17 protein-coding genes and 2 tRNA genes are annotated in these 17,629 nt (G+C 73.5%); 9 read left to right on the forward strand and 10 right to left on the reverse strand.

Translation table 11 applies throughout. From position 1 onward, the window contains the following. Positions 1–74 precede the first annotated feature (74 nt). Positions 75–1,160, forward strand: coding sequence for an alkene reductase (locus AC5JJ1_RS18610; RefSeq protein ID WP_495786604.1), 1,086 nt, complete (start codon positions 75–77; stop codon positions 1,158–1,160). Between the two features lie 118 nt (positions 1,161–1,278). On the opposite strand, the gene AC5JJ1_RS18615 is transcribed toward AC5JJ1_RS18610, so the two are convergent. The 3 genes from AC5JJ1_RS18615 to AC5JJ1_RS18625 form a co-directional block, all read right to left on the reverse strand. Beyond that, a complete protein-coding gene (locus AC5JJ1_RS18615; RefSeq protein WP_495786605.1) occupies positions 1,279–3,210 on the reverse strand; it encodes a potassium transporter Kup in 1,932 nt (643 codons plus the stop codon). Between the two features lie 203 nt (positions 3,211–3,413). Further along, positions 3,414–4,064, reverse strand: coding sequence for a CoA transferase subunit B (locus tag AC5JJ1_RS18620; protein ID WP_495786606.1), 651 nt, complete (start codon positions 4,062–4,064; stop codon positions 3,414–3,416). Between the two features lie 12 nt (positions 4,065–4,076). Continuing rightward, a complete protein-coding gene (locus AC5JJ1_RS18625) occupies positions 4,077–4,787 on the reverse strand; it encodes a CoA transferase subunit A (protein ID WP_495786607.1) in 711 nt (236 codons plus the stop codon). 127 nt (positions 4,788–4,914) lie between these two features. Here AC5JJ1_RS18625 and AC5JJ1_RS18630 point away from each other — a divergent pair. The 3 genes from AC5JJ1_RS18630 to AC5JJ1_RS18640 all read left to right on the forward strand — a co-directional run bounded on the left by AC5JJ1_RS18630 (position 4,915) and on the right by AC5JJ1_RS18640 (position 5,616). After that, positions 4,915–4,990: transfer RNA gene (locus tag AC5JJ1_RS18630), tRNA-Ala, on the forward strand. A gap of 83 nt (positions 4,991–5,073) precedes the next feature. Further along, on the forward strand, positions 5,074–5,274 hold the full coding sequence (locus AC5JJ1_RS18635) for a hypothetical protein (protein WP_495786608.1): 201 nt from the start codon (positions 5,074–5,076) through the stop codon (positions 5,272–5,274). A gap of 18 nt (positions 5,275–5,292) precedes the next feature. Next, positions 5,293–5,616, forward strand: coding sequence for a hypothetical protein (locus AC5JJ1_RS18640; RefSeq protein ID WP_495786609.1), 324 nt, complete (start codon positions 5,293–5,295; stop codon positions 5,614–5,616). A gap of 99 nt (positions 5,617–5,715) precedes the next feature. Here the strand turns inward: AC5JJ1_RS18640 and AC5JJ1_RS18645 are convergent, their stop codons facing one another. Beyond that, positions 5,716–6,042 carry a hypothetical protein gene (locus AC5JJ1_RS18645; protein ID WP_495786610.1) on the reverse strand — a complete coding sequence of 109 codons (327 nt, stop codon included), beginning with the start codon at positions 6,040–6,042 and terminating at the stop codon, positions 5,716–5,718. Between the two features lie 209 nt (positions 6,043–6,251). On the opposite strand from AC5JJ1_RS18645, the gene AC5JJ1_RS18650 reads away from it, so the two are divergent. Beyond that, on the forward strand, positions 6,252–6,473 hold the full coding sequence (locus AC5JJ1_RS18650) for a hypothetical protein (RefSeq protein WP_495786611.1): 222 nt from the start codon (positions 6,252–6,254) through the stop codon (positions 6,471–6,473). Between the two features lie 18 nt (positions 6,474–6,491). Here AC5JJ1_RS18650 and AC5JJ1_RS18655 read toward each other — a convergent pair. The 5 genes from AC5JJ1_RS18655 to hemC form a co-directional block, all read right to left on the reverse strand. Beyond that, positions 6,492–6,566 (reverse strand) — tRNA-Thr (locus tag AC5JJ1_RS18655). A 59-nt stretch (positions 6,567–6,625) separates the two neighbouring features. Continuing rightward, entirely contained in the window at positions 6,626–7,948 is a 1,323-nt protein-coding gene (locus tag AC5JJ1_RS18660; protein ID WP_495786612.1) for a heme biosynthesis HemY N-terminal domain-containing protein, read from the reverse strand. A gap of 4 nt (positions 7,949–7,952) precedes the next feature. Further along, positions 7,953–9,326 (reverse strand): COG4223 family protein, encoded by a 1,374-nt coding sequence (locus AC5JJ1_RS18665; protein WP_495786613.1) that lies wholly within the window; start codon positions 9,324–9,326, stop codon positions 7,953–7,955. A gap of 38 nt (positions 9,327–9,364) precedes the next feature. Beyond that, positions 9,365–10,096, reverse strand: coding sequence for a uroporphyrinogen-III synthase (locus AC5JJ1_RS18670; protein WP_495786614.1), 732 nt, complete (start codon positions 10,094–10,096; stop codon positions 9,365–9,367). After that, entirely contained in the window at positions 10,089–11,078 is a 990-nt protein-coding gene (gene hemC / locus AC5JJ1_RS18675) for a hydroxymethylbilane synthase (RefSeq protein WP_495786615.1), read from the reverse strand. Before hemC ends, AC5JJ1_RS18670 begins: the two co-directional genes overlap by 8 nt. 43 nt (positions 11,079–11,121) lie before the next feature. Between hemC and tsaD the strand changes: the two genes are divergently transcribed. Then, positions 11,122–12,165 carry a tRNA (adenosine(37)-N6)-threonylcarbamoyltransferase complex transferase subunit TsaD gene (gene tsaD / locus AC5JJ1_RS18680; RefSeq protein WP_495786616.1) on the forward strand — a complete coding sequence of 348 codons (1,044 nt, stop codon included), beginning with the start codon at positions 11,122–11,124 and terminating at the stop codon, positions 12,163–12,165. Here the strand turns inward: tsaD and AC5JJ1_RS18685 are convergent. Beyond that, on the reverse strand, positions 12,155–13,702 hold the full coding sequence (locus AC5JJ1_RS18685; RefSeq protein WP_495786617.1) for a PAS domain-containing protein: 1,548 nt from the start codon (positions 13,700–13,702) through the stop codon (positions 12,155–12,157). The two genes, tsaD and AC5JJ1_RS18685, sit on opposite strands and share 11 nt — an antisense overlap. A gap of 169 nt (positions 13,703–13,871) precedes the next feature. On the opposite strand from AC5JJ1_RS18685, the gene AC5JJ1_RS18690 reads away from it, so the two are divergent. From AC5JJ1_RS18690 to AC5JJ1_RS18700, 3 genes are all read left to right on the forward strand, one after another. Beyond that, on the forward strand, positions 13,872–14,237 hold the full coding sequence (locus tag AC5JJ1_RS18690) for a cupin domain-containing protein (protein WP_495786618.1): 366 nt from the start codon (positions 13,872–13,874) through the stop codon (positions 14,235–14,237). A 90-nt stretch (positions 14,238–14,327) separates the two neighbouring features. Next, positions 14,328–15,473 (forward strand): CaiB/BaiF CoA transferase family protein, encoded by a 1,146-nt coding sequence (locus tag AC5JJ1_RS18695; protein WP_495786619.1) that lies wholly within the window; start codon positions 14,328–14,330, stop codon positions 15,471–15,473. 250 nt (positions 15,474–15,723) lie between these two features. After that, positions 15,724–17,445, forward strand: coding sequence for an FAD-dependent oxidoreductase (locus tag AC5JJ1_RS18700; protein WP_495786620.1), 1,722 nt, complete (start codon positions 15,724–15,726; stop codon positions 17,443–17,445). The last annotated feature ends 184 nt before the right edge of the window (positions 17,446–17,629 follow it).

Here is a 17,629-nt window from a genome sequence, read left to right on the forward strand (position 1 = left end):
CCGGCATAAGGATTGGAGGAACCATCGGGTCCGGCCCAGCTTTCGCCGCAACGCAGCAAATGGATGCCGCCTCGATGACCGACCTTTTCCAGCCCGTGCGCCTCGGCGCGCTCGACCTCCGCAACCGCGCCGTGATGGCGCCGCTGACGCGCAGCCGCGCCGGCAGCGCCGGCATCCCCGGCCCGATGAACGCCATCTACTACGCCCAGCGCGCGACCGCCGGCCTCATCATCGCCGAGGCGACGCAGATCTCGCAGCAGGGCCAGGGCTATGCCTTCACCCCGGGCATTGCCAATGAGCAGCAGGTCGCCGGCTGGCGGCAGGTGACCGATGCGGTCCACGAGGCCGGCGGGCGCATCGTCCTCCAGCTCTGGCATGTCGGCCGCATCTCCCACCCCAGCCTGCAGCCGGGCGGCGCCCTCCCCGTCGCCCCCTCGGCGATCAAGCCGGAGGGCCAGGCCTTCACCGAGAGCGGCTTCCAGCCCTTCGTCACGCCGCGCGCCCTCGAGACCGACGAGATCCCCGGCCTGGTCGAGGACTACCGCCGCGCCGCCCGCAACGCCCAGGAGGCCGGCTTCGACGGCGTCGAGATCCACGCCGCGAATGGCTACCTGATCGACCAGTTCCTGCGCGACGGCACCAACCAGCGCACCGACCGCTACGGCGGCAGCCTCGAGAACCGCACCCGCCTCCTGCTCGAGGTGACCGAGGCCGTGACTTCCGTCTGGGGCGGCGAGCGCGTCGGCCTGCGCATCTCCCCCGTCTCGCCGGCCAACGACATCCGCGACAGCGACCCGCAGGCGCTCTTCGACCATGCCGTCGCGGCCTTGGCGCCCTTCAACCTCGCCTACCTGCATGTGGTGGAGGGCGCGACCGGCGGCTCCCGCGATGCGCAGGGCTTCGACTTCCAGTCCCTCCGCCGCGCCTTCAACGGCGCTTACCTGGCGAACAACGGCTACGACCTGGCGCTGGCCCAGACGGCGCTGCGCGAGGGGAGGGCGGATGCCATCGCCTTCGGCCGCCCCTTCATCGCCAACCCGGACCTGGTGGAGCGCCTCCGCACCGGCGCGCCGCTGAACGAGCCGCAGAAGGAGACCTTCTACGGCGGCGACGAGCGCGGCTACACGGACTACCCGGTGCTGACGCAGCGGGCGGCGTAAGCTCGGGGGCTTTGCCCCCGAGACCCCCACCGGGGGGACAGGCGTCCCCCCGGGCCCCGGCGTGAGTTTGGGCTTGCTCCGCCGACCGGGGCAGGATATAGGAATATATCCTCAGACCTCAAAGCTCCACCCGCGTCCCCAGCTCGACGACCCGCGGCGGCGGGATCAGGAAGTAGTCCGGCGCCCGGACCGCATTGCGCGTGAGGAAGGCGAAGATGTGCTCCTGCCAGAGCGGCAGCTCCGGGCGCATCGACGGCACCGGAACCTCGTTCCCGATGAAGTAGGACGCCTCCTCCGGCGCGAAGCCTACCGCCTCGCTGTGCAGGCGAAGGGCCTTGGGCACGTCGGGCTTCTCGGCGAAGCCGAAGCGCAGGGTGACGTGGCGGAAGCCCCGCGGCAGCGCATGGACCACCACCCGCTCCGCCTCCGCAACCCGCGGCACGCGCTCGGCCATCGCATGCAGCAGCACCACCCGCTCATGCAGCACGCCGTTGTGGCGGAGGTTCAGCGACAGCGCCGCCGGCACCACGTCACGCTGCCCCGTCAGGTAGATCGCCGTGCCCGGCACGCGGATCGGCGCCCCCGGCGCGTCGAGCCCGGCGAGGAAGGCCTCGATCGTCGGCGCATCCTCGTCGCGCCGGGCCAGCAGCATGGTGCGGCCCCGCCGCCAGAGCAGCATCAGCCCGAGCGCCACGGCGCCGACCAGCAGCGGAAACCAGCCGCCATGCGGGATCTTGTGGACGTTGCCGAGGACGAAGGCGAGGTCGAGCAGCAGGAAGGGCCCCGCCACCGCCGCGATCAGCGGCCAGGGGAGCCGCCAGTGCCCGTGCGCGACCACGGCCATCAGCAGCGTCGTCACCATCATGTCGCCGGCGACCGCGATGCCATAGGCATTGGCTAGCGCCTCCGAGCTGCGGAAGCCGAGCACCAGGGCCAGCACGGCCGCTGCCAGCAGCCAGTTGACATGCGGCAGGTAGACCTGCCCCGCCGTCGCCTCCGAGGTCTGCCGCACCTCGAGCCGCGGCACGGCGCCGAGCTGGATGGCCTGCTGCACCAGGGCGAAGGCGCCGGAGATCACCGCCTGGCTGGCGATCACCGTCGCCGCCGTGGCCAGCCCGACCGCCGGATAGAGCAGCGGGCCCGAAAACAGCCCGAAGAACGGGTTGGCCGCCGCGGCCGGATCCTCCAGCACCAGGGCCGCCTGGCCCAGGTAGTTCAGCACCAGCGCCGGCATGACCAGCGCGAACCAGTCGATGCGGATGGCGTGCCGCCCGAAATGCCCCATATCGGCATAGAGCGCCTCGCCCCCCGTCAGCGCGAGGAAGGCCGAGCCCAGGACCGCCAGCGCCCCATGCCCCGGATGATGGGTGAGGAAGGCGAAGGCGATGCGGGGGTCGAGCGCCGCCAGCACCTCCGGCCGCCGCAGCACATGGAGGAGGCCCGACAGCGCGAGCATGGCGAACCAGGCCGCCGTCACCGGCCCGAACAGCCGGCCCATGGCGGCGCTGCCATGGCTCTGGATGGCGAAGAGGGCGACCAGCACCACCGCCGCGACCGGGACCACATAGGGCTGGAAGACCGGGGTGGCGACGGCCAGGCCCTCGACGGCCGAGAGCACGGAGATGGCCGGCGTGATCATCGCGTCCCCGAAGAACAGCGAGGCCCCCGCCAGGCCGACCACCAGCACGCCGAAGCGCAGCCGCTCCGGCGCCGCCGGCACGGCGAGGGAGAGCAGCGCCATGGTGCCGCCCTCGCCCTGGTTGTCCGCGCGCATGACCAGGACGACGTATTTCAGCGCCACCACCAGCGAGACCGCCCAGAAGATCAGCGACAGCACGCCGAAGACGGTCCCCGGCGCCGCCGCGGCCGCCTCGCCCTCGGCGACCGCGGCGCGCAGGGTCTCGCGGAAGGCGTAGATCGGGCTGGTGCCGATATCGCCGAACACCACCCCGAGCGCGCCGAGGAGCAGGGCCATGCCGGGCGGGTGGGCGGCCGCCGCCGGCGTGGACGTCGCGGCGGGCGATCCGCCGCCGGTCGTTCTGTTGGGCATGGCCGGGCTCCTCCGTCCGAGAACGGCTTGACCCGCCGCTGCCGTCCGGAACGCCGGGCGCGATCATTGGTGCCGTGCCGGCCGGCAGGCACCTAAAGTCCTAAAACCCTCAAGGCATCCGCCGCAAGAGCGAGGCAGGCCAAGGGCTTGGCCCCGCCCGCCGGCCCGCGAATTGAAGCCGTTTGAGCTCCTTGAGGCCGGCCTCAGCCGTTCCGCAGCGCCACGGTGAACGCCGCCTCGGTTTTCGCCGTCACCTCGTCGAGCGTCACCTCCGGCGCCAGCTCGACGAGCTTCACCTCGGTCTCGCCGCGGCGCGCGATCTCGAAGACGCCGAGTTCGGAGATGACCATGTCCACCACCCGCGCCCCGGTCAGCGGCAGGGTGCACTCGCGCAGAAGCTTCGGCTTGCCGCCGGCGGTGTGCTCCATCAGCACCACCACCTTCTTCACCCCGGCGACGAGGTCCATCGCCCCGCCCATCCCCTTCACCATCTTGCCGGGGATCATCCAGTTGGCGAGGTCGCCATTCGCCGCCACCTGCAGCGCGCCGAGGATGGAGAGGTCGACATGCCCGCCGCGGATCATGGCGAAGCTGTCGGCCGAGGAGAAATAGCTGCTCGTCGGCAGCTCGGTGATGGTCTGCTTGCCGGCATTGATCAGGTCCGCATCCTCGTCCCCCTCATAGGGGAAGGGGCCGAGCCCGAGCATCCCGTTCTCGCTCTGTAGCTGCACGCTCATGCCGGACGGCACGTGGTTCGCCACCAGCGTCGGGATGCCGATGCCGAGATTGACGTAGAAGCCGTCCTCGAGCTCCGCCGCCGCGCGGGCGGCCATCTGGTCACGCGTCCAGGGCATCGTCGCTCTCCCTCAGGCCAGCACGCGCTTGCGCGTGGTGCGCTGCTCGATCCGCTTCTCGAAATCCGGCGGGCACTCGATCATCCGCTTCACGAAGATCCCCGGCGTCACGATGTGGTCCGGGTCGATCTGCCCCGCCTCCACCAGGTGCTCCACCTCGGCGACGGTCATGCGTGCCGCCGTCGCCATCATCGGGTTGAAGTTCCGCGCCGTCTTCCGATAGACGAGGTTGCCCTCGGTATCGCCCTTCCAGGCATGGACGATGGCGAGGTCGGCGAAGAGGCCGCGCTCCATCACATAGGTCTCGCCGTCGAACTCCGCCGTCGGCTTGCCCTCGGCGACCTTCGTGCCCACGCCGGTCTTCGTGTAGAAGGCCGGGATGCCCGCGCCGCCGGCCCGGATGCGCTCAGCCAGCGTCCCCTGCGGGTTGAACTCGATCTCGAGCTGCCCGGCGAGGTACTGCTCGGCGAAGGTCTTGTTCTCGCCGACATAGCTGCTGATCATCTTCCGCACCTGCCGCGTCTGCAGCAGCAGGCCGAGCCCCGCATCGTCGATGCCGGCATTGTTCGAGACGATGGTGAGGTCGCGCACCCCGCTCTCGCGGATCGCCTCGATCAGCAGCGCCGGGATGCCGCAGAGGCCGAAGCCGCCGGACATGATCATCATGCCGTCGCGGAGCGTGCCCGCCAGGGCCTCCGTCGCGTCGCGATACACCTTCCCCATGGGCGCCAGCTCCCTGCCTTCGGCGGAAATCCTGGCCGCAACCTAGTCGCGTCGATGACCGCGGGAAAGAGGCACCGAGGGGCTTGCACACCCCGCCGGGCACGGCTATACGGCGCCTCCTTCCCGGGGGGCCATAGCTCAGTTGGGAGAGCGCTTGAATGGCATTCAAGAGGTCGGCGGTTCGATTCCGCCTGGCTCCACCAGGGATCCCGCTGGCCGTTGAGCCGCCGGCAGGAACCTCCCCCGCCCATCCCGGTTCATCCCGCTCCACCAAGGGGATGACGCCATGAGCACCGCCAAGCAGGACGATCGCCGCGCCGCCGAGCAGCATTCCGGCGAGGGCAGCACGAGCAATGCCGGCGGCACGGCCACCGGGCCCGGCAGCTCCTCCGCCAGCGCCGGCAAGGGTGACGAGCAGCGCAGCATCGCCGGCAGCGGCAGCGAGAAGACGACGCACAACCGCCCGGGCCACAAAACGCATGGCTGAGCCCGTGCCGCCCGAGGCGTGACGCGCAGCGAGGAAATGCTGCATCTCGCGGATCGCCTCGGCCAGGTCGAGCGCGGCGGTGCGGGTGCGGACCTCAGCCTGCATCTCCTGCTCGGCCTCGAAGGCGATGTGATGCCCTATACGCGGCAGCCGGCGCTGGCCTTCGAGCTGCTGCCGCTGCTCTATGCCTGGCTGCCGGCCCGGCGCTCCGACGAGCGCATCTACATGGCGTGCCGCCGCATCGACGGCACGCTGCTGCACCGCCAATGGGCCCGGACCCTGCCGCTGGCGATGTGCGGCGCCCTGCTCCGCGCCCATGCCGCCCTGGCTGGCGAGGCGTAGACCATCCCCGGTTCATGCGGGTTCGCCGGACATGCTCCGGGCTGCCGTTGACGGGGCGGGGTCACGCCTCCGGGCGAGGCCGTCCTCCGGCTATCCGCCCTAGGCCAGGCGCGTCCGCCAATCGGCCAGCCGCACGACATTGTCCCCACCGGATTGCGGCACGACGACGGTACCCTCCGGCGCCGACCGGTCGACATGCCGGAAGGTCAGCTGCAGCGCGACCATCCGCGGCCGCACCCAGGGCGACTCCATCCGCAGCCCCGATTCCAGCCGCGCCGCATCCGGCCGGGCGAAGTAGCTGGCCGCGTAGAGCCGCGCCCGGCGCTCATCCGCCGCCATGACGTAGCAGGGCCCGCGATAGGTGCTGGCCGACCAGTCCGCGGCTTCCGCCGCAGCCGAGAGGGGAATCAAGCCGAACAACGGCATCTGGCGCTCATTCCGCTGGATATAATCAGAGGTTGAGTAATATCCAATTGCCTCGTCACCCGGTTCTTAACAAATGGCGCCGCCCTGCGTGATGCGGCCGTATCGGCTTGACTTCGAATTGAGCAGGGCACGCATGGTGCCATGCGGCAGTGCAGCGTAATCATCCCCGGGTTGCCCCTGGCTCATCCGGAATCCCGAAGGAGGTCGACATGCAGGCCGAGCGCCAGAAGCACTTCCATGGCTATGTGAAGGTCGAGCTCCAGCGCCGCGCGCCGCGCCGTTGGGTCTGGGCCATTCATCGCTCGGATTCGGATACCATCACGCTGCGCGCCGCCGGCGGCTTCGCCTGCGCCGAGGAGGCCTGGAAGGCCGGCCAGTTCGTGCTGCGCGCCCTGGAAGCCGGCGAGCCCGCCGTACCCATCGCCGCCTGACCGGAAGGAAAAGAGGTCTGGTGCCGACACCCAGGATTGAACTGGGGACCTACTGATTACGAATCAGTTGCTCTACCGCTGAGCTATGTCGGCAACGCAGACGGGCGCTCAATAGCCGCGCCCGCCCGCCACGGCAACACCCTTCGAGCGGGTCAGCCGGTCACAGCCTGCAAAGGCCCGCTGAGCGCCCGCGCGCCGGCAGGCAGCGTGTCCCGCTCCATCGTCGCCGGCTCCGCCGCCCAGGCGATCCGCCCGGCGGTGTCGCAGGCCTCGCAGACCGGTGCCCAGCGGCGATGCTCCGTGCCGCAATGCCCGCAGCGCCAGCGCGGCTCCGGCCGGGACCCGGCGGCCTCGCGCAGCCAGCGGGCCTGGGCAGCACGGGACTCGGCGGTCTCGCCATGCTCGGCCTCCTCGAGCTCCGCCAGCAGCAGGTAGGCGCGCCGGTCGGCTTGGCCCGACTTGACGACTGCTTCGAGCGCCCCGCGCGCCCGGCCGGTGAGCCCGGCCGCCAGCGCGACGCGCCCCAGCAGCAGCCGGCTCTCGGTCGCCGTCGGGTTGCGGCGGATCAGCAGCTCCACCGCCTTCACCCGCGCCAGCGGGTCGCCCTCGTCGGCGAGGTAGGGCTCGGCGAGGTCGGGGTGGGGCGAGGCCGCCCAGGCCTCCTCCAGCACGCCCTTGGCACGGCGCGGGCTGCCATCCGCGCGCAGCCGCCGGGCATGGGCGATCGCCGCCGGGACGAAGGTCGGATCGGCCTGGAAGGCCTGCTGCTCCAGCTCCGCCGCCTTGGCCGCATCCCGCTCCTGCCCTGCCGCGGCGAGGGCGAGCGGCGCGCGCGGCGCCTCCTTCGGCGCGAGGCTCAGCGCCTCCCGCCAGTTCCGCGTCTGGAGCGCGAGCTGCGCCCGCTCCTCCCGCAGCCAGGAGGCGCCGGGCTGCACCATCTCGGCCTCCTTGGCGAGGGCGAGGGCGGCATCCCAGTCGCCCCGCGCCATCGCCTGCCGCAGCAGCCCGCGGAGCCCGATGAAGCGGGCGTCGTCCCGCTCGGCGAGCTGGCGGAAGACCGCCGAGGCCGCCTCGTCGTGGCCGGCGAGGCGCTCGGCCTCGGCCGCCAGCAGCAGGGTCTGCGGCGTGTCGCCCAGCAGCTTGCGGGCCTTCCGCACCTCGAGCTGCGCCGCCTCCGCGGTGCCGGCCGAGAGCGCGACCAGCGCCCGGGTCAGCGCCGCGTCGCCGTCATGCCGCTGGCGCCAGGCGCGGCGGTTCCGCGCCCGCCCCGGCCAGCGGCGCATCGCGCCGATCAGGCTGAAGAGGCCGAACAGCACGAGGATGCCGACGCAGAGGACCAGCAGGGCGATGGCGAAGCTGGTGCCCACATAGGCCTCGCCCACCCTGACCTCGACGGTGCCGCCCAGCTCGGCGAGCCAGATGGCGGCGGCGGTGCCGATGCCGAGGAGCAGCAGCACCCAGATCGCGCGCGCCATCGGCTCAGCCCGCCGCCAGCTGGCGGAGCGCCGCGCGCGCCGCGATCAGGGCACGGGCCTGGTCGGCCCAGCCCTGCATGGCCTGCCGCGCCGGCGGCGGCAGCTTGTCGACATGCTGCAGGCTCATCTCGATATCCCCGGCCTCCAGCGCGCGCCGGGCGCGCTCGATCTCGCCTTCCGCCGCATCGCCCCAGACCACCTGGTCGCCGCGGCGCACCGTCACCAGCCCGCCGAGGCGGGAAAGGGCGCTGTCCACCGCCCCGCCGCGGCTGCCATCCGGCCCCTGCGCGGCGTCGGAGGCGGCACGCGCCGCCTTGGCCGCATCCTCGAAGGAGAGGCGGAGCGAGGCCTCGGTCGGCGGCGCCGACTGGGCGAAGCGCGAGAGCGCCTGCGGCGGCTGGTCGATCCTCCCGAGCGCCTGGCCGAGCGGCTGCCCGGCCGCCAGCGCGCCGCGCATCCCGTCGATGGCGGCGAGGCGGGCCGTGCGCCCCTCGATCGCCGAGAGCCGCTGCTGCGCCTGCTCCAGCGCCGCCATGCGCTGGCCGAGCGTGCCCTCCAGCGCCGCAAGGCGCTGGTTGAGCGAAGCCTCCAGCGCGCCCAGCCGGTCCTGCACCGCCTTGTCCTGCGCGGCGAGGCGCTGCTCCGCGGCGCGGGCCCCGTCCTGCAGCTTGCCGTCGATGCCGCCGGCCTGCTGCTCGACGCGCTCGGTCAGCCGCTCGACGCGGCCGGCGAGCTGCTGCACGGCATCGCGCGGGGCGAAGCCGGCCGGATCGACGGCGGGCTTCGCCTCCAGCGCCTGCACCCGGCGCTCCAGCGCCGTGTTGCGCTCGCCGGACTGGCCGTCGCTCCGCTCATTCGCCGCCACCTGCTCGGCGAGGCCGGCGAGGCGGGTCTCGATCGGCCGGGTATCCGTCGCCACCGGCCGCTCCTCGAGGCTCTTGATGCGCGCCTCGAGCGGCTGCACCTGCTGGATGCGCCCGTTCAGCGCGCCGACCTCGCCGCGCAGCCCGTCGAGCGCGGTCAGCCGCTGCTCGATCTGCGCCACGCGGCCGGGATCGACGCTGGCCTCCTGCAAAGAGCGCGGCGTCGTCAGCAGCCACCAGAGGGCGAGCACGAGCACCGCGCCGCCGATGCCGATGACGATCGCAGCGGGATCGATGCGCCGCCCGAGCATGGGCCGCGGCCCCGGCTCGTTCAGCGGCGAATTGCGCGGCGGCGGCGGTGGAGGCGGGGGCGGCGCGGCCGTCGCCGGCCTCGGCACCGGCGTCTCGTCCGGCGGCGTGATGCCGGCGGCGGCCGGGATGGGCTCCGCGCCGACCTCCGGACCGGCGCCGGGAGGCGCGGCGAGGGGGCCGCTCGGGGGGCGGGTCTGCGCCATGGGGCGCGACACCTTTGACTTCGGGTCGGGGGCTTTGCTCATCGTTTCGCTAACCTGGGTCCGAGCAGTTGCAGAAGCGAGTCCTGGTCGGGCCGGTCGGCGACACGCACGGCGCGCCACGCCAGGGGGGCGGGTGCTGCTTGAAGCGCCGCCGCGACCCTGGGGCTCAGCGCCAACGCCATGACCGACGCGGCGGTTTCGGCCAACCCGGCCTCTTGGAACAAGGACATGGCACAATGGGCCGAACGCGGCGAGAAGAACAGCGCAGCAACGACCCGGCCGGCTGCCAGCGCGTCCCGCGCCGCATCCGGCAGGATGGGCGCCGGAGCGGCGGCATAGGCAACCCGGCGTTGCACCCGGAAGCCGCGCTGGCGCAGCGCCAGCGCCACCTCCAGCCCATATCCCTCGCCGACCGCGAGCAGCACCGGCCCCGCCCCGGGGTCGAGCCGCGCAGCCGCCAGTTGCGCCAGCGCCGCCGCATCGCCGGCTGCCGCCTCGATATTCACGAAGCCGCTATGCCGCGCCTCCGCCGCCGTCGCCTCGCCGACGGCCAGCACGGGCAGGCTCGCCGGCAGCGTGCCGGGCTGCACCGCCCGCGCCGCGGCACGGCTGGTCAGCAGCAGGGCCTGCACGCCGGCAGGGACCGCCAGCGGCCGCGGGGCGAGGCGGAGGGCAGGGGCCAACACCGGCTCCCAGCCGAGGGCGGCGAGGCGGCGCCCCGTCTCCTCCGCCCCCGGCTCGGGCCGCGTGACGAGGACGGCCTCAGGCAAAGAGGTCGGCCGGACTGTCGGCGCGCAGCTCTGCCCCGAGTGCGGCGCCGAGCCGGGCCGCATCCGCCGCCGCGCCGGTGACGGAGCGCTTCAACAGGAAGCTGCCATCCGGCCGGGCGACGAGGCCGGTGAGGTGCAGCGCCCCGGTCGGCAGCAGCCGGGCATGGCCGCCGATCGGCGTGCGGCAGGAGCCGTCCAGCGCCCCGAGCAGCGCCCGCTCCGCCCGGCTGACCGCCGCCGCTGTAAGGTCCTCGATGGCGGAGAGCAGCTCCCGCAGCTCGGCATCCGCGCTGCGGCAGGTGATGCCGACGATGCCCTGGCCGGCGGCCGGCACCATCGCCTCGGCATCGAGGACGACGCCGGCCTCGCGCTCCAGCCCCATCCGCCGCAGCCCGGCGAGCGCGAGGAAGGAGGCGGCGAAGTCGCCGGCCCGCACCCGCCCGAGTCGCGTCTGGATATTGCCGCGGATCACCTCGCAGCGGAGGTCGGGCCGGCTGTGCAGGATCTGCGACTGCCGCCGGACGGAGGCGGTGCCGATCACGGCCCCGGCCGGCAGGCAGCCATAGGGGTCGGCCGGGTCCGGCGGGGTGCAGCCGGGGCCGAGCACGATGGCATCCCGCGCATCCTCCCGCGCCAGGGTGCAGGCCAGGGTGATGCCGGCGGGCAGCTCCGTCTCCAGGTCCTTCAGGCTGTGGACCGCGAAGTCGACGCGGCGGTCGAGCAGCGCCTCGTGGATCTCCTTGGCGAAGAGGCCCTTGCCGCCGATATCCGCCAGCGGCCGGTCCTGGATGCGGTCGCCGGAGGTGGCGATGATCCGCTCCTCGAAGGCCTCCGCATCGCGCAGCACCGGGCAGACGCGGGTGATGATCGACAGGAAGTGCCGGGTCTGCCACAGCGCCAGCGGCGAGCCGCGCGTACCGACCCGGAGCGGCAGGGCGCGGCCATGGCGCGGAAGCTGGGCGAGGGTCTCGTCGAGCGGCATCGCGGTGACATAGAACCGCCATGCACGAGGGGAAAGAGCGGGAATGGACGCGTCGGCCGCGGTGCTGGGCCTGGAATCGAGCTGCGACGAGACGGCGGCGGCGGTGCTGCGGGCCGATGGGACGATCCTCGCCGAGGCGGTGCTGAGCCAGCTGGAGGAGCATGCCGCCTTCGGCGGCGTGGTGCCGGAGATCGCGGCGCGGGCCCATCTGGAGCACCTGCCGCGCCTCGCCGCCCGGGTGGTCGAGGAGGCCGGGCTCGGCTTCGGCGGCCTCGCCGGCATCGCCGCGACCTCCGGCCCGGGGCTGATCGGCGGGCTGATCGTCGGCGCCAGCCTCGGCAAGGGGCTGGCGATCGCGCATGGGCTGCCCTTCGTCGCGGTGAACCATCTCGAGGCGCATGCGCTGACCGCCACCCTGCCGGGGCTGGTGCAGGGCGGGGTGCGCTTCCCCTACCTGCTGCTGCTGCTCTCGGGCGGGCATTGCCAGTGCGTCGCGGTGGAGGGAGTGGGGCAATACCGGCGCCTCGGCACCACGCTCGACGATGCGGTGGGCGAGGCCTTCGACAAGTCGGCCAAGCTGCTCGGCCTGCCCTGGCCGGGCGGGCCGGCGCTGGAGCGACTGGCCGCGGGCGGCGATCCGGGCCGCTACCCCCTGCCGCGGCCGCTGCTGGGGCGGGCCGGCTGCGACTTCTCCTTCAGCGGGCTGAAGACCGCCGTTGCCCACGCCGTCGCCAGGCACCCGCCGGGCGCGCTGCCGGCAGGGGACCAGGCCGACCTCGCCGCCGGCTTCCAGGCGGCGGTGGCGGCGGTGCTGGCCGACCGGGCGCGGCATGCGCTCGACATGCTGCCCGCGGCGACGGCGCTGGTGGTCGCCGGCGGCGTCGCGGCCAATGCGGCGGTCCGCGCGGCGCTCGGGCGGGTGGCGGGGGAGCGGGGGCTGCCGCTGGTGGCGCCGCCCATCCGGCTCTGCACCGACAATGCGGTGATGGTCGCCTGGTCCGGGATCGAGCGGCTGCGGCGCGGCTTGGCCGACCCGCTCGGCCATGCGCCGCGGCCGCGCTGGCCGCTGGACCAGCTCACGGCATAGGCTCGGCGGCCGGCAGGCGCGAGGCGTGCCCGGCCCCGGCCAGGACGCGGGCGGCGGGCAGGGCGATGCAGCAGGCCAGCCCGCCCGCCTCCCAGCGCAGGTCCAGCGTTCCGCCGAGCTGGCCGCGCAGCACCGCCTCCAGCATCCGCGTGCCGAAGCCGCGCCCCGAGGGCGCCTGCACCGGCGGGCCGCCGGATTCGGTCCAGTCGAGATGGAGCTGGCCCGCCTCCAGCCGCCAGGCGAGGACGACGCGCCCGGCCGGCACCGAGGCGGCGCCATGCTTGCCCGCATTGGCCGCCAGCTCGTGCACCACCATGGCGAGCGGCTGCACCGCGCCGGCGGCGATGGCGAGCGGTGGCCCCTCCAGCCTCGCCACGCCGGGCGGGCAGACGGCCAGCTCTCGCTCGGCGAGGAGGCGGAGATCGGCGCCGACCCAGCCCCGCTCCGCCAGCAGCGTATGGGCGCGGGCGAGGGCGGCGACCCGGGCCTCCACCGCGGCCATGTAGGATTCCGGCCGGTCGCGTCGGGTCAGGCGCAGGACGGACTGCACCACGGCGAGGACGTTCTTGGCGCGGTGGTCCACCTCCCGCATCAGGAGGACCCGGCGCTCCTCGGCCTCCCGCCGCTCGCTCACGTCGCGGGAGATGCCGGAGATGCGCAGCGCCCGGCCGGTTGCCGGGTCCCGCTCGGTCACCGCACCCTGGGAGGAGACCCAGGCCCAGCCCTCGGCCGGCGGGCGGCGGCGGACGCGGAACTCGGCCGCGACCTCCATGGCCTGGCCGTCGATCGCGGATTGCAGCCGGCCGAGGGCGATGGGCCGGTCCTCGGGATGCATGGCGGCGGCCCAGTCGGCCAGGGTGAAATTCGCCGGGACAGGGGCGTCCAGCACCTCCTCGGCATAGCTGACGCGGCGGCCGCGGTCGGCGCGGACATCGTATTCCCAGCTCACCAGCCGGGCGGCGGCGAGGGCGAGGGCGAGCTTCTCCTGCCGCTCGGCCAGGTCGAGGCTGGCCTGGCGGCGCTCATGGATATCCTCGACCAGGCCGACCCATTCGCCCTCCGTCGGCACGGCGCGGGCGCGGACCCAGTGCCAGGCGCCCGCCCTGGTGCGGACCCGGTACTCGATGTCGACGGGCCGCAGGGCGGCGCGCGCCTCGGCCCAGGCGGCAAGCGTCGGCGCGCGGTCGGCGGGGTGCAGCATCTCGAGCCAGCCGGCGCCGCGCAGCGCCTCAAGCCCCTGGCCGGTGAGCTCCGTCCAGCCCTCGGCCTCGAGGATCGCGCCCGCGGCATCGCCACGCCAGAGCACGAGGTCGCCGGCCCGGGCCAGGGCGCGGAAGCGGCGCTCGCCCGGCCCCCCATCGGCACGCGGGCGCTCGGCCATGAGGCAGGCGGTGAGGATGAGGCAGAGGGCGGAGAGCAGGAGGATGGGGAGAACGAGCCGCTGGCGCGCCGCACCATCGGCTTGCCAGAGGGCAAGCGCTGCCAGCGCCAGGACGAGCGGCGGCGTTGCGCACAGGCCGATGAATCGCGGTGTCATCAATGCCGTTCGACGCGCCGAGGTTGAACGAGTGGAGGCGCACAATGCTGTATCGCGTCAGATGCGGAACCCGTCCGGCCCTTCCGTGGTGGTCAACAGATCGGGAGCAGGGCGGCAACCCGGCACGGCGAGCGGGCGTTGGCCCGGCGACAAGCGGGGAGCGGCGAGCATGGCGGACGGAATCAGGCAGGCAGCGGCGGAGGTGGCGGCGGCGCCCTTCGTCATTCCCGGGGCGCGGGGCGAATTCCGCATCCAGGTGCTGAACGAGGACGCGGGGCGAGGGGTAGTGACCAGCATCGTCCACATCCCGCCGGGCGGCTTCATTCCGGCGCATTCGCATGCCAAGGGCTCGGAGATGCACTACGTGCTCAGCGGCGAGTTGATCGATGGCGGGCAGCGCCTGGGGCCGGGGGGCTTCCTCACCCATCCGGCCGGGCAGGTGCACGGGCCGCATGAGAGCGAGGGCGGGGCGCAGGTGCTGACCGTGCAGCAATGGCAGTCGAAGGACGGCGACTTCGACTTCGAGCCGGCCTGACCCACCTTGGCTTGACCCCCTTTGGCTTGACCGTAGCCGGCGGCGGCGCCCAGACTTTCCGCGGAACGTCCGCGGAAGGAAGGCGCCGCCATGCTGCCCTTGCAGGGGGTCACGGTGGTCGAGCTCGGGCAGAACCTGGCCGGCCCCTATGCGGGCGAGATCCTCGGCCTGCTCGGCGCGCAGGTGGTGAAGATCGAGCGGCCGGAGGGCGATGACGCCCGCTTCTGGGGCCCGCCCTTCCATGCCGGCACGGCGACGACCTTCCACGCGGTGAACCGCAACAAGCGCAGCATCGCCCTCGACCTGAAGGACCGGGCGGCGGTCGAGTGGCTGCGCGGCTTCCTGCGCGGGGCCGACATCTTCGTCCAGAACATGCGCCCCGGCTCGCTCGAGGCGATGGGGCTCGGGGCCGAGGCGGTGCGCGCGCTGAATCCCCGCCTGATCTACTGCTCGCTCCATGCCTTCGGCGCCGCCGGGCCGCTGGCGCTGAAGCCGGGCTACGAGCCGATCGTGCAGGCCTTCGCCGGCATGTTCAGCGTGAACGGCAGCGCGGAGGCAGCGCCGGCCCGGGTCGGGATGCAGGTGCTCGACCTCGGCACCGGGGTCTGGGCGGCGCTCGGCTGCCTCGCCGCCCTGCAGCGGCGGCACCTGACGGGGGAGGGGGCCACGGTCGACACCTCGCTCTTCGAGACCGGGCTCGGCTGGATGGGGCAGCATTTCGCCGGCTTCTTCGAGACCGGGCGGCAGCCGCCGCGGCACCGCAGCGGCAACCCGAAGCTGATCGTCTTCCAGGCCTTCGACACGGCCGACGGCGAGATCGTGGTGGCGGCGGCGAATGACCGGCTCTTCGCCAAATTCGCGGCCGTGCTCGGATATCCGCAATGGGGCGCCGACCCGCATTTCCGCACCAACAAGGACCGCATCGCCCACCGCGACATCCTGCTGCCGCTGCTGGAGGCGGCGATGAGGACGAGGGGCAGCGAGGAGTGGGCGGCGGCGCTGGAGGCGGCGGGCGTGCCCTGCTCGCCGATCCATGACCTGGCCGCGGTCGCGGCGCATCCGCAGACCGAGGCGCTCGGGATGGTCGTCGCCGCGCCCGATGCGCCGCGCGGGATCGGCCTGCCGGTCGCCTTCGACGGGGCGAGGCCGCCAGTAGAGCGCGGCGCGCCGGCGCTCGGCGAGGCGAATGCCGATTTCGGCGCGCCGGTGCCGAAGCCGTCCCGGCCAGCCGCCTGACCGGGCGAAGGGCGCCGGCCGGGCAGGACCGTCCGGCTGCCGCGCCGGCTTGCCTCGCCCATCCCTCCCGGATCGCGGCCATTGGGCACCGCCGACGTCGCATTCGGCCTGTTGCGACCCCGCCTTTCGGCTTCCTATCCGCTGGCTGCCCGGCGGGGTAGGGTCCGCGACCGCCAGAGGCAGGCCGGCCCTGAGGCCCGCCACCGGGAGGGCAGCGCCGCCGCTGCGCCCAAGGAGGAGTAGGACCAGGATGAGCCATGCGCAGATCGGCGCAGCCGTGGGCGCCGCCGACCCGAGCGACCCCTATCTGCGCGAGGCGCAGACCTTCCCGCGCCTCACCGGGGAGCAGGTGGCGCGGGCCCGTGCCTTCGGCCAGGTGGAGGCCTTGCCGGCCGGCACGGTGCTGTTCCGCCGCGGCGACCGGACCGTGGACTTCTTCCTGGCCCTTTCCGGCGCCATCGAGATCTATGACGGCCCGGAGGATGCTGCGCAGGTCTTCACCGTGCATACCGAGTACCAGTTCACTGGCGAGCTCGACCTCTTCAACGACCGCGAGATCCTGGTCGGCGGTCGCATGGGCCGGGGCGGCGAGGTGCTGCGGCTGAACCGCGCCCAGTTCCGCCGGCTGCTGGCGGCGGAGCCGGACATCGCCGAGACCATCATGCGCGCCTTCATCCTGCGGCGCATCGGCTTCATCCAGCACGGCCAGGGCGGCGTCGCGCTGATCCGCTCGCGCGAGAGCGGCATCGGCGATGCGCTGCGGATCGAGCGCTTCCTCGTGCGCAACGGCTACCCGGTGCGGGTGCTCGATGCCTCGGCAGATGCGGAGGCGGCCGCGCTGCTGGCCGCGCAGCGGCTCGGGCCGGACGACCTGCCGGTGGTGCTCTGCGGCCCCGGGCGGGTGCTGCAGCGGCCGTCCAATGCCGAGCTCGCCGCCTGCCTCGGCCTGACGGAGCGGCTGGAGGCCGGGGCGGTGTTCGACGTCGCGGTCGTCGGCGCCGGGCCGAGCGGCCTGGCGGCTGCGGTCTATGCCGCTTCCGAGGGGCTCTCGACCCTGGTGCTGGAAGCGGAGGCGCCGGGCGGACAGGCGGGCACCTCCTCCAAGATCGAGAACTATCTCGGCTTCCCGACCGGCATCTCCGGCGGGGCCCTGGCCGGGCGGGCGCAGGTGCAGGCGCAGAAATTCGGCGCCCGCATCGCCGTGGCCTGCCCGGTCCTGCGGCTCGACTGCGCGGTTCATCCCTTCGCGCTGCATCTCGAGGACGGCACCGCGGTGCGCGCGCGGGCCGTGGTGCTAGCGACCGGCGCGCGCTACCGCCGGCTCGACCACCTGCCCAATTTCGTCCGCTTCGAGCAGGGCGGCGGCATCCACTACGCCGCCACCGCCGTCGAGGCCGGGCTTTGCGAGGGCGAGGAGGTGGTGGTGGTCGGCGGCGGCAACTCGGCCGGGCAGGCCGCCATATTCCTCTCTCGCCGCACCGCCCATGTCCACATCCTGGTGCGCGGCGAGGGGCTGGCGGCCAGCATGTCGGACTACCTGGTCAGCCGCATCGAGGCGTCGGAGCGCATCACGCTGCATACGCAGACCGAGGTCACGGGGCTGGACGGGGAGCGCCATCTCGAGCGGGTGACCTGGACCAACCGCGGCACCGGCCGGAGCGAGCCGCGCCGCATGGCCAATCTCTTCCTCATGCTGGGCGCCGTGCCGAACACCGAGTGGCTGGCCGGCTGCGGCGTGGCCCTCGATGCCCAGGGCTTCGTGCGCGTCGGCGCCGGCGCCGGCGATGCCGAGGCGGACAGCCCGGCCCGCCGCATCGGCCGCGCCCCGCATGTGCTGGAGACCAGCATCCCCGGCATCTTCGCGGTCGGCGACGTCCGCGCCGGCTCGGTCAAGCGCGTCGCCTCCGCGGTCGGCGAGGGCTCGGTCGTCGTCTCCTCGGTGCACCAGGTGCTGGCGGGATCGGGCGCCTGATTGCGGCTCGCCCGGCGATGGGGCCCGATCGGGGTGGCGCGCCCCGGAGCCAGCTCCCATCAGGCGGAGTCACCCAATGGGAGCAATGGGCTCCCCTGACCAACAGCCTGGGGCGGCTTCCGTGAGCCTACGCGAACGGAAACCGCTCTAGCAGCCTGTCGGGTTTGGGTTTGCTGGCGACGGG

The organism is Belnapia sp., from assembly GCF_059504005.1.